The sequence below is a fragment of the Candidatus Planktophila versatilis genome, assembly GCF_002288265.1.
In the GTDB taxonomy this organism is placed as follows: domain Bacteria; phylum Actinomycetota; class Actinomycetes; order Nanopelagicales; family Nanopelagicaceae; genus Planktophila; species Planktophila versatilis.
Map to the genome: position 1 here is coordinate 418,941 of NZ_CP016778.1, position 11,904 is coordinate 430,844.

12 protein-coding genes and 1 riboswitch are annotated in these 11,904 nt (G+C 49.8%); of the genes, 11 read left to right on the forward strand and 1 reads right to left on the reverse strand.

Annotation, left to right across the window (positions count from 1 at the left end):
• Positions 1-43: 43 nt before the first annotated feature.
• Positions 44-679 (reverse strand): transcriptional repressor LexA, encoded by a 636-nt coding sequence (gene lexA, locus A1sIIB76_RS02185; RefSeq protein WP_095684535.1) that lies wholly within the window; start codon positions 677-679, stop codon positions 44-46.
• Between the two features lie 142 nt (positions 680-821).
• Between lexA and A1sIIB76_RS02190 the strand changes: the two genes are divergently transcribed.
• From A1sIIB76_RS02190 to A1sIIB76_RS02240, 11 genes are all read left to right on the forward strand, one after another.
• Positions 822-1,199, forward strand: a complete 378-nt coding sequence (locus A1sIIB76_RS02190) for a LysM peptidoglycan-binding domain-containing protein (protein ID WP_095696897.1) — start codon at positions 822-824, stop codon at positions 1,197-1,199.
• Positions 1,200-1,215: 16 nt separating this feature from the next.
• Positions 1,216-1,527, forward strand: a complete 312-nt coding sequence (locus A1sIIB76_RS02195; RefSeq protein WP_095696898.1) for an AbrB/MazE/SpoVT family DNA-binding domain-containing protein — start codon at positions 1,216-1,218, stop codon at positions 1,525-1,527.
• Positions 1,506-1,904: a type II toxin-antitoxin system VapC family toxin gene (locus A1sIIB76_RS02200; RefSeq protein ID WP_095696899.1), complete on the forward strand. Its 399-nt coding sequence runs from the start codon at positions 1,506-1,508 to the stop codon at positions 1,902-1,904. The genes A1sIIB76_RS02195 and A1sIIB76_RS02200 overlap by 22 nt, the downstream gene beginning before the upstream one ends.
• A gap of 199 nt (positions 1,905-2,103) precedes the next feature.
• On the forward strand, positions 2,104-2,640 hold the full coding sequence (nrdR, locus tag A1sIIB76_RS02205) for a transcriptional regulator NrdR (protein WP_095696900.1): 537 nt from the start codon (positions 2,104-2,106) through the stop codon (positions 2,638-2,640).
• 3 nt (positions 2,641-2,643) lie between these two features.
• Positions 2,644-5,481, forward strand: coding sequence for a vitamin B12-dependent ribonucleotide reductase (locus A1sIIB76_RS02210; RefSeq protein WP_095696901.1), 2,838 nt, complete (start codon positions 2,644-2,646; stop codon positions 5,479-5,481).
• 524 nt (positions 5,482-6,005) lie between these two features.
• Positions 6,006-6,133, forward strand: a riboswitch (FMN riboswitch).
• Between the two features lie 13 nt (positions 6,134-6,146).
• Positions 6,147-7,145 (forward strand): bifunctional diaminohydroxyphosphoribosylaminopyrimidine deaminase/5-amino-6-(5-phosphoribosylamino)uracil reductase RibD, encoded by a 999-nt coding sequence (gene ribD, locus A1sIIB76_RS02215; RefSeq protein WP_095696902.1) that lies wholly within the window; start codon positions 6,147-6,149, stop codon positions 7,143-7,145.
• Positions 7,146-7,757, forward strand: coding sequence for a riboflavin synthase (locus A1sIIB76_RS02220; protein WP_095696903.1), 612 nt, complete (start codon positions 7,146-7,148; stop codon positions 7,755-7,757).
• The gene (ribB, locus tag A1sIIB76_RS02225) at positions 7,747-8,964 is read left to right on the forward strand and encodes a 3,4-dihydroxy-2-butanone-4-phosphate synthase (protein ID WP_223298790.1); all 1,218 of its coding nucleotides are present in this window, start codon (positions 7,747-7,749) and stop codon (positions 8,962-8,964) included. The genes A1sIIB76_RS02220 and ribB overlap by 11 nt, the downstream gene beginning before the upstream one ends.
• The gene (ribH, locus tag A1sIIB76_RS02230; protein WP_095696904.1) at positions 8,965-9,420 is read left to right on the forward strand and encodes a 6,7-dimethyl-8-ribityllumazine synthase; all 456 of its coding nucleotides are present in this window, start codon (positions 8,965-8,967) and stop codon (positions 9,418-9,420) included.
• Positions 9,421-9,512: 92 nt separating this feature from the next.
• Positions 9,513-10,565 (forward strand): NAD(P)-dependent alcohol dehydrogenase, encoded by a 1,053-nt coding sequence (locus A1sIIB76_RS02235; protein ID WP_095674614.1) that lies wholly within the window; start codon positions 9,513-9,515, stop codon positions 10,563-10,565.
• An 87-nt stretch (positions 10,566-10,652) separates the two neighbouring features.
• Positions 10,653-11,627: a quinone oxidoreductase family protein gene (locus A1sIIB76_RS02240; RefSeq protein WP_095696905.1), complete on the forward strand. Its 975-nt coding sequence runs from the start codon at positions 10,653-10,655 to the stop codon at positions 11,625-11,627.
• Positions 11,628-11,904: the final 277 nt, after the last annotated feature.

Consider the following 11,904-nt stretch of genomic DNA (forward strand, 5'->3'; position numbering starts at 1 on the left):
CTTAACCCCGTCACTAGACCTCAAGATGAGGTCTAGTTAAGAGTCAGATAGAGCGCAGTACTGCGGTGACTTTTCCTAATACTTCACACGCGTCACCATCGATGGGAGCAAAGTCGCTATTGGCAGGAAGTAACCAGATGTGGCCACCCTTGCGCGAGAAGGTCTTGACGGTGGCTTCGCCATCAATCATCGCCGCCACGATCTCGCCATTGTTGGCATCTTTTTGTTGGCGAATAACAACATAGTCACCATCGCAGATGGCGGCATCAATCATTGATTCACCTTTGACTTGCAACATGAAGAGATCACCTTTGCCGACAAGTGATTCCGGTAGTGGCATGGTGGCCTCTACTTGTTGATCTGCCGTAATGGGAATACCGGCAGCGATTGCGCCAACCAGTGGAATAAAGCGGGTCTTATCTGTGTGGGCGCCGGCGCCGGTGAGGTGCTCAGGTAGGACTACTTCCATGGCCCGCCCGCGGTTCTCATCGCGGCGGATGAAGCCCTTCTCTTCCAAGATATCGAGTTGGTATTTGACCGATGCGGGGGAGTTAAGGCCGGCGGCATCGCCAATTTCTCGCATGGAGGGGGCATATCCCTGGGATTCGGATGAGGTCTTGATGAATTCAAGGATGGTGATCTGGCGAGCTGAGAGCTCGGGCTTTGTGGTCATACACATATTCTTCCACAGGTTGGGGATAAATTCAAACAAATGTTCGAAAATAACTTGCAGGTGTCGGTGGGGGCAGGTATGGTTTACCCATCGAACAAGTGTTCGAAAACCTTCCCCAAGGTTTAAGCAGTAGCAGGAGCTGAGAACCATGAGCGCTATAACCCTTACCCACTCTAAAGTCATTGATAGGCAAGGCTTTTACGCAAGTAACGCTAACTTCCCTCCGTCCGGCACCCAGTTAAATCGCCGTGGTCGCCTAGCTCGCACACTCGTGGTGCTCTCTCTTGCCATCGTTTTAGCATCCCTTGTCAGCGCCAAAGCTGGGGCTGGCACCGAGGTAGTTCCGGCCGCTGCCGGCTCATTTATCACCATCACTGTGGCTCCCGGTGAGACCTTGTGGTCACTAGCCGCCCGCGTTGAGCATGATGGGGATCTGCGCTCGCTGGTCTCAGAGATTGTTTCAGTCAACTCACTTGCATCAGTTGATCTCACAGCTGGCCAGAAGATCCGCATCCCGCTGAAGTAGGTGCTAACCTTTACCTATGGTTTCTAAGGTAAAGAGTAAGAAGAAAGTTTCTGCACCGAAAACTCGAGCCGGTCGTACATCCACAAGTCGTATTAGTTCTAAGAACCAAGTGACCATACCCGTAGATATCCTGCGAGCTATTGGATTACAGGCAGGAGATGATGTGGAATTTGCAATCAATAACGCAGGTGTCATTGCGATTACTCCGAAAGAGCAGGGCGTCGGAAAGCAGCATAAAATAATGGCTTTAGTGGGGGATATGACTGAGTATTACGATGGATTTGATCTTGCAGCAGAGCGTGGGTCATGGGATCCGCAGTGGAAGTAATTCTTCTTGATACATCTGTCGTCATTGCACTTCGAAAAAAGAACGACGTTCATCATCAGGTTGCCGTTGAATCACTTGAGCGCTACCGAGGCAAAGTTGCGATTTCTACAATCACGCTAACTGAAAGCTTGATTCAACCGATGCAGCAGTCAGGGGCGATCGGCCGTGAATTGGCCTTAGCGATTACTAATTCACTCGACCACATCTATGACTTCACCGCCGCTATGGCGATCGAGGCAGCCGAGATTCGATCCCAGGGCAAGCTGACCATGGCCGATGCCATGATCTCGGCAACGGCTGGCGCCCATCAGGCCCAGCTCTGGACCCTAGATGCCAAGCTCGCCAAGGCTCACAAAGGCGCTCGCCTGCTGGCATAAGGCTCATCCAGGTGCGACACGCGAAAGAGATCAGCGCTTCATCCTGCAGAGTCTCAAGAAATACTTTATAGTTCCCACTAGATGTAGGGGTCGAAAGCAATAAAACTTCCATAAGTAGTGTTTTTACGGTAGTTTTACCAATTCGCTAATACATGCATTTATTGGAAATTCTAGGTATTTCGAAGGGAGACACGCCGAGATGATTTGCCCGTTCTGCAGACACGATGATTCCAGAGTCGTTGACTCTCGTCCGGTCGTTGATGGCACAGAAATCCGCCGCCGCCGGGAATGCCCTAAGTGTGGTCAGCGCTTTTCCACCCAAGAGGTGGCACTGCTTAACATCATTAAGCGATCAGGGGCCACTGAGCCATTTAGCCGCGAGAAGGTTCTTGTCGGCGTGCGCAAGGCATGCCAAGGTCGCCCAGTAGATGAAGATGATTTGGTTTTACTTGCCCAGCGAGTTGAAGAGACCCTTCGCGGAACCGGGCAAGCAGAAATTGAAGCTCAAGAGGTAGGAATGGCAATTCTTGCGCCACTACGCGAACTCGATGAGGTGGCCTACCTCCGATACGCATCCGTGTACCGTAACTTTGCCTCCCTTGAAGATTTTGAAGGTGAGATAGCACTTCTCCGCGCACTACCTTCAAATGCACGACAGGCAACACCAGCATCACAAGCATCACAAGTAAGAACACCAGAAAAAACATCATCACTTAATCAGAAGACGGGGAAATAACACATGTCAGAGACGGTCATCAACCGACCAGCATCGAAGTTTAAGACAGGCAAAGGTCTTACTATCGATCGTATTTACACAACAGAAGGCCTTCACCCATATGACCAGGTCACATGGGATCGCCGCGATGTTGTGCAACAGAATTGGAAGACAGGCGAAGTTGTTTTCGAACAACGCGGTGTTGAGTTTGCAGACTTTTGGTCAGTAAATGCTTCAACTATCGTAACGACCAAGTACTTCCGCGGAGCAGTCGGTGCTGAGAATCGTGAATGGTCTCTTAAGCAAGTTATTGATCGCGTAGTTTTAACATATACAAAAGCTGGAAAAGAGTATGGATACTTTGCAACTGAGAAAGATGCAACAATTTTCGAGCACGAACTTACCTACATGCTCTTGCATCAGATCTTCTCATTTAACTCCCCAGTCTGGTTTAACGTAGGAACTGCCTCCCCGCAGCAAGTTTCTGCCTGCTTTATCTTGTCTGTTGATGACACGATGGAATCAATTCTTAACTGGTATCGCGAAGAAGGAATGATCTTTAAGGGTGGCTCTGGTGCTGGTCTTAACCTTTCCCGTATTCGTTCATCAAAGGAATTACTTAAGTCAGGTGGAACCGCATCTGGTCCCGTCTCATTTATGCGCGGTGCTGATGCCTCAGCTGGAACAATCAAGTCTGGTGGCGCCACCCGTCGCGCGGCCAAGATGGTTGTCCTAGATGTGGATCACCCAGATATCGAAGAATTTATCGAGACCAAGGTTTCAGAGGAGCAGAAGATTCGCGCCCTGCGCGATGCTGGCTTTGATATGGACTTGGGTGGAAAAGACATCATCTCTGTTCAATATCAGAATGCAAATAACTCAGTGCGCCTTTCCGATAAATTCATGAGCGCAGTAGAAAAGGGCGAGCAGTTTGGTTTAGTTGGCCGCTCAACTGGTGAAGTCATTGAAACCGTAGATGCGCGCGCACTCTTTACCAAGATTGCCGAAGCAGCATGGGCATGTGCTGATCCGGGAATTCAATTTGATGACACCATCAATGATTGGCATACCAACCCAGAGACAGGGCGCATTAACGCGTCAAACCCTTGCTCTGAGTACATGTCACTAGATAACTCATCATGTAACTTGGCTTCACTTAACTTGATGAAGTTCCTGAAATCAGATGGTTCATTTGATGCCAAGACATTTGGAAAAGCTTCCGAGATGATCATCACTGCGATGGATATCTCAATTTGTTTCGCAGATTTCCCAACAGCGCCAATTGGTGAGACCACTCGCGCATATCGCCAGCTCGGAATCGGTTATGCAAACCTTGGTGCACTCCTTATGGCATCAGGTCTTGCCTATGACTCAGAAGGTGGCCGCGCACTTGCTGGTTCCATCACTTCACTTCTAACTGGCATCACATACAAGCGCTCAGCAGAACTTGCTGGCATTGTTGGGCCATACGATGGCTTTGCCCGTAATGCATCTGCCCACACTCGCGTCATGCGCAAGCATGCTGCAGCATCATCTGCAGCTAAGCAAGAGACAACTCTTGATATCGATGTCTGGACCGAAGCGAACAAAGCATGGGATGCATGTCTTGCAACCGGTGATAAGAACGGATGGCGCAATGCGCAGATCTCAGTTCTAGCACCAACTGGAACAATTGGTCTGATGATGGATTGCGATACAACAGGTATCGAACCTGACTTCTCACTAGTGAAGTTTAAGAAGCTAGTTGGCGGCGGTTCCATGCAGATTGTGAACCAGACCGTTCCAGCAGCACTTCGCAAGCTTGGCTACACAGATGAGACCAGCGAAGCGATCGTTGAATTCATTGCTGCAAATGGTCACGTCATTGATGCACCAGGACTTAAGCCGGAGCACTATGAAGTATTTGACTGCGCACTTGGTGCGCGCTCAATTGCGCCAATGGGCCACGTGCGCATGATGGCTGCCTGCCAGCCATTCCTATCAGGTGCTATCTCAAAGACAGTGAACCTGCCAGAGGAAGCAACTGTGGAAGAAGTGGAAGAAGTTCACTTCCAAGCATGGAAGATGGGCATTAAAGCACTCGCGGTCTATCGCGATAACTGCAAAGTCGGTCAGCCACTTTCTGATGGCAAGGCGAAGAAGAAGGATGCACCGATAGAAGCAATTGCTGAACCAGTTCGTAAGCGTCTTCCTAAGTCACGTCCATCTACAACAACATCGTTCTCAGTCGGAGGCGCCGAGGGTTACATGACCGCTGGTGCATACGCTGATGGCGCACTTGGTGAAGTCTTCTTAAAGCTTGGCAAGCAAGGATCAACTCTTGCCGGCGTCATGGATGCTTTCTCAATCGCAGTATCTATCGGACTTCAATACGGAGTTCCATTAGAGACATTCGTTGAGAAGTTCACCAACCTTCGCTTCGAGCCAGCAGGCATGACAGATGATGCAGATATTCGCATGGCGCAATCCATGATGGATTACATCTTCCGTCGCTTGGCACTTGATTACCTGCCATTTGAACAACGTTCAGCAATGGGTCTCTACACCGCATCAGAGCGGGCAGCAGCCCTTGATAACGGTGGCGAATACGCACCAATTGCGAGTGCTGATACCCCAAAAGCACCTGCGGCTGTGGCGGCTCCTGCGGCTGTAAAAGCTGAAGCGCCAAAGCCGGTAGCGGTAAAGATTGAAGCAGCACCAGCACAACCACTTGCATCAACTATCGGTTCATCATCTGATCTCCTAGAGTCAATGGGAATCAAATCTGATGCACCGCTATGTATGACATGTGGTGTCAAGATGCGTATGTCAGGTGCTTGCTTTGTATGCGAAGGATGCGGAAACACATCTGGTTGCAGTTAATTCTTGTCCAACCCCGTTCAAAGGCCCCGTTGAGAAATCAGCGGGGCTTTTGCATTACGCAGAGTAAGAAAATCCCTCGACTTGATTACAAGTTGGGGGATTTCTCTTTGAAAACCCAATTCTTCTTCACCAGATAATTCATCAATCTCTCTTACAGTCTTACTATGAGAAACGAAGAAACCGCTAAGGAAAATATCCAAAGCGGCTCTTCGGCTTCGGACTACGAAGTATCGAAGAGCTCGTCGCCGTCACGTCGAGCCCTCTGATATTCCAATAATTGGAGCATCAGATCGCAAGCCGCAATCAGCACCGAGAGCAGTTCAATTACTTTCATAGAACCTCCTTTCTCACCCGCTCATCGCGGGAAACTCTGTTGGGGAAGTCATAAATGACGGATCCGAACAGAGCGAAAGAAGTTGAAGCGTGCGCAAGGTAGTGATTTGTGGCTCGAGCAAACGCGGTTCCCCAGGGGTCTGTGGATTCCTGGGGTTCTGTGTAAAAGTCGAAAGGCGCTAGAATTACGGTGTTGTTATCGGGGTCGATGTAATTTCGAACCGGCGGTTATAGTCCGCGACCCGCACACATCCAGTGGGCGGTTGACTCAGTGAAACTCTGAGACCGACGGTTAAAGTCCGGATGAGAGATAACAGCGGAATCGGTGCACCATGTTTATCGATGACGCCTACGCGCATCTATGCTCGCTCAGCCGTGCCGGCTTGGGTGGCACATACCCCAACCCAAATGTTGCAGCTGCTATCTATAGCGCCGGCGGAAAACTTATCGCCGATGGTTTTCATAACCGCGCGCAATCTGCCGATCACGCCGAAGTTGTTGCACTCAAAAAAGCAGGGGCTGCAGCGCGCGGTGCCACGATGGTTATCTCACTTGAACCATGTGCTCATACCGGAACAACTCCGCCCTGTGCGCAAGCAATTATTGATGCCGGAATCTCACAAGTTACTTATGCCATTACTGATCCCAACCCGATTGCCGCTGGGGGAGCGCAACTTCTCACCGCTGCCGGCATCACGGTGGAACATCAGAAGAGTGCCGAACTGGAATTCATCCAACGAGCATGGCTGACTAAGCAGCTACTAGGTCGCCCGCTGATGATCTGGAAAGTTGCTATGACACTTGATAGCAAAGTAGCGGCAAGTGATGGAACTTCGCAATGGATTAGTGGGTCCGAATCTAGGGATGACGTGCAGGTGCTACGCGCGCAATCTGATGCCATTGTGATTGGAACAAATACCGCAATCATTGATAACCCTCATTTAGTACCTCGCGGCCATGCTGCTCGTCCAGTTCGCATTGTGTGCGGAGAACAAGTGGTGCCACCTACCCACAATGTTTTTGATGATCAAGCTCGCACCATTACTGTGAAATCAAAGTCGATTCCAGAGCTGATGAAGGTGTTAAGCGATGAAGGATTTAACCAAGTATTAGTTGAAGCAGGTCCCACACTGGGCTCTGCCCTGATGGCAACTGGAAATATCGATGAACTCATTATCTATCAGGCACCAAAGCTACTTGGCGCGGGTAAAGAATTTGTCAGCCATCTCGGTATTTCCACGCTGGCAGATCACATTGGCTTGGAGCTGATCTCAGCTGCGCAATTTGGTAGCGATACCAAATCCCATTACCGAATTGTGAAGGGGCGCTAAATGTTTACTGGTCTTATTACAGAACTTGGCACCGTGCAAGGCATTACTCGCGGTGAAAGCTCAGCCGTCTTTACTATCACCGCACCACAGTCGGTAGCCGGCCTTGGCCTTGGCGACTCAATTGCCGTAAATGGTGTGTGTCTGACCGCTTCTTCAATTACCGGTGATAGCTTCACCGCAGATGTCATGGTGCAGACGCTTAAGCTGACATCACTGTCTGAATTAGAAGTGGGTTCACCTGTGAACCTAGAGCTGGCGGCAAAGCTTGATATGCGCATGGGTGGACATATTGTGCAGGGGCATGTCGATGGTGTGGCCACAGTTGTTGCGCTGACTCCCGGTGAAAAATGGGCGCAGTTAGATCTCACGGTGCCAGCAGCATTAATGAAGTATGTAGTTGCCCAAGGCTCGATCACACTCGATGGTGTGTCACTGACGGTGGGCGCACTTGATGATGCCACTAATAGTGTGAGCGTCTGGCTGATTCCAGAGACGCTAGCCAAGACAAACTTGTCCGCAAAGAAAGCTGGCGGACTTGTGAACGTGGAGGTAGATGTTCTGGCCAAGTATGTCGAGCGACTACTGAAGAAAGGTGTTGCCGGTGGAAATTAACTTTGCCGATAGCCTAGATCGATTTAGACGTGGTGAGATGATCATTGTTGTAGATGATCACGAGCGCGAAAATGAGGGCGACCTCATTATGTTGGCCGAGTATGCAACGGCTGAGAAAACTGCCTTCATGGTGCGCCATACAACCGGCATTCTCTGTGTTGCAATTACGAGCGAGCAAGCACGTCGTTTGCACCTTCCTTATATGGTCGAACAGAACCAAGATGTGCGAAAGACCGCCTTTACCGTCTCAGTTGATCTGGCCCAAGGAATCACTACTGGAGTCAGCGCACAAGAGCGCACCGCAACAATTCGCGCACTGGGTAGCGCCAGATCACTACCAACAGATTTCATTCGCCCCGGACATATTTTTCCACTGATTGCTAACGGTCAAGGGCTAGCTGCACGCAAGGGACATACTGAAGCCGGTGTGGCACTTGCCGAACTCACCGGTTCTTATCCGGCGGCGCTGCTCTCAGAGATTGTGGCAGCAGATGGTTCGATGGCGCGCGGCCAAGAGCTACTTGATTTTGCACACGAGCACCAAATTCCAATCGTTTCAATTGCCGATATCTATGAATATCAGATCAAGTTAGAACATGTTCCAACGCTGGTGAACTATCCGGCTTATGATTTTGAGTGGGTCAAGGTTCAGTTGCGAAACGCTGAGTGGGATATTGCAACTTATCCATCACTGAAGCACCGCGAACAAGTAGTGATGCGCTATGGCCGAGAAGATAAAGTGCCGATGGTGCGCATTCACTCGGAATGCTTCACCGGCGATGTGGTGCACTCACAGCGCTGTGATTGTGGACAACAGCTTGATGCTGCAATTGCTGCCATTGAAGCCTATGGCTGCGGATACATTATCTATATGCGCGATCACGAAGGTCGCGGCATTGGGCTGACTGAAAAACTTAAGTCCTATACCTTGCAAGATCAGGGGCTGGACACAGTCGATGCCAATTTGGAGCTGGGCCATGTCATCGATTCTCGTGATTGGTCTGAGGCAATAGCCATCTTAAAAAACCTCAAGGTGAACTCAGTGAAGTTACTGACTAATAACCCAGAGAAGATAGCTGCGGTCACAGAATGTGGAATCACCTGCGAGCAGGTCTCCCTTGCCATTGAAAGTAATGAATACAACGAGAAGTACCTATCTACTAAGCGTGATCGCCTTGGACATAGGCGCACCCAAGGGAGTAAATAAATGGCCGGTAACGCACCTGCAATCACAGTTCCGCAACTACCCAAGGCAAAGGTGGCAATCATCTCTTCCTCCTGGCATCTAGATATTTGTAGTGATCTAGTCGCCGGTGCCACACGTGCGCTGGAAGCGGCCCAGGTGAAGAAGATTAAGACCATCTATGTCCCAGGTTCTTTTGAGATTCCGTTGGCCGCCCAGAAGATGTTTGAAAAAGGTTATGACGCAGTGGTTGCGGTGGGGCTAGTACTCAAAGGTGAAACCCCACACTTTGATTATGTCTGCCAAGGTGTCACCCAAGGTGTGATTGATGTGCAATTAAAATGGTCAAAGCCGATTGGTTACGGTGTGCTCATGTGTGAAAACCTCGAGCAAGCTATTGCGCGCTCGGGGCGCCCAGGCAGCAAAGAAGATAAGGGATACGACAGCGCTATTGCAGCGCTGACACTGCTTACGCTCTAGCGCAAAAGGCGTCACCGCTTGAAATTTCTTCGCGCGGAGCCTACATTTGCGTCCCCACGGCGGGAAAACTTTTAGGAAAAGGAAAAGGAACAATGAAAGCATCAGTACTTCATAAATACGACGAGTCTCTTACTGCAAGTAACTGGGTCACATATGAGGATGTTCCAGATCCAAAGATTACTAAGCCAACAGATGTGCTGGTAAAGATTGGTGGCGCCGGCGTTTGCCGCACCGACTTGCACGTGATTGAAGGTCAATGGCGTTCACGTATGGATCCAGATGGCAAGACCCTACTTCCATACATCATGGGCCATGAGAACGCTGGCTGGGTGGAAGAAGTTGGTTCCGAAGTTGTTGGCCTTAAAAAAGGTGATCCAGTAATTTTGCACCCACGTCTATCTTCTGGTTTTGAAATTGAGCACCGCCGCGGTGAAGATATGCACGGCACTGGAACTTTTCCGGGAGTAAGTGAGAACGGTGGCTACGCCGAAGCACTAGTCACCAGCGTTCGTAACATTGTTGCACTCCCTAAATCACTCGCCCCTAAGGCAGTTGCTGCCTATGCCGATGCTGGACTTACCGCTTATCACGTTGCTAAGAAAGCATCTCGCACCCTGTTACCAGGTCAGTTTGTGGTTGCAATTGGTGCAGGTGGACTTGGCCACATTGGAATTCAATGCCTGAAGGCAATGTGCGCAGCTGAAATTATTGTGGTCGACATGTCAGATATGGCGCTTAAGTTGGCGAAAGAGAGCGGGGCCGATCACGTCATTAAGGCTGATGGCAATGAAGTGGAAGCTGTTCTGCAGCTGACAAAGGGCTTCGGCGCGGAAGCGGTAATCGACTTCGTGGGTGAGAAGGGTTCAATCAAGAAGGGTCTAGCAATGACTCGCGCACTTGGTAACTACTACATCGTTGGTTACGGTGAAGATATCCAGATTTCAGCGCTCGATCTCATTACAACTGAGCGCAATATCGTCGGTAACTTGGTGGGAACATGGGCAGATCTCAACGAGCTCATGTCCTTGGCTGAGCGTGGATTAGTTCACCTCTCCACCGTGGAGTATGCGCTAAAGGATGCCGATCAGGCGCTACATGATCTCAACGCTGGCAAGGTTAAGGGTCGCGCAATTCTGGTTCCTTAATATCAAAGTTAAGAAACCCTAAAGAAGTTCTAAGTAATACCTTGTAAAGTCTCGGAAGACCACCTCATCGAAGGAGATGAACTGCCAGTGAAAAAGATTGAAATCGCGCAGTTCGGTGGCTCCGAGACTTTGCAATTGGTAGATGCACCTATCGCTACCCCTGCAGGGACCCAGCTATTGGTGAAGGTGGCAGCCGCTGGTGTTAATTTCGTAGATATCTATCAACGCAATGGAAATCCCGTTTATGGCATGACTACGCCATATACCCCAGGCATGGAAGGCGCTGGAGTTGTCGAAGCGGTGGGTAGCGATGTTAAGACAATCAAAGTTGGCGATCGCGTGGCCTGGACCTGGGCGCTGGGAAGTTACGCCGAATTTGCAATTGTGGAAGAGGCAAAAGCGGCAATCGTTCCGCAGGGCCTTGAGTTAGAAGAGGTTGCAGCATTTATGTTGCAGGGAATTACTGGCCATTACCTCACCAACTCCACTTATGAAATTAAGGCAGGGGATATCGCACTTGTGCATGCTGCCGCAGGCGGCACCGGAAGTTTGATTGCACAACTAATTCTTCTTAAAGGTGGAACCGTCATTGGTACGACATCCACCGAAGCTAAGGAAGCAACTGTTCGAGCACTAGGTGTGCAACATGTGATTCGCTATGACAAAGAAGATTTCGTGGAAGAAGTAAAGAAAATTACCGGTGGCCGCGGAGTAGATGTTGTCTATGACGGAGTGGGTGCGAAAACTTTTGATCAATCACTTCTCTGTCTCAAGCCTCGGGGCATGATGGTGCTCTTTGGCGCAGCAAGTGGCGCGGTTCCACCATTTGAAATTATGCGATTGAATTCTTCTGGCTCTCTCTTTCTTACCAGGCCAACACTTGCCCATTACGTGGCAGATGCCGCCGAATTTAAGGGGCGCTGCGATGCGATCTTTGATTTATTACTCAAAGGCAAGTTAACGGTGCGCATCGATAAGCGCTACGCCCTGGGCGATGCGCATAAGGCGCATGATGATTTAGCTAGCGGCAAGACCAGCGGCAAGCTCATCCTCGTTCCCTAGCGCAAGCTGCCGTGTTATCAAATTGTTATAGAAATCGTGTTACCAAACCGTTATAAAGGCCACTGCACAAGCGTTACAGGGTGATAGCCGATGATCATTCCTCACGATTTCAAACTACCCAAAATATGAATTCTGCGTAATATTCGGATGCTGCAAAAGTTGCGAGGGAACTTCGGGGGAAATCTCGGGGAGAAGCTTGTGAAACTTGGAAGCGAAATTTCATCTGATTATCTTCAGATGAGTTTTAAACAACACTCTCAAGAAATATTCCTGAAAG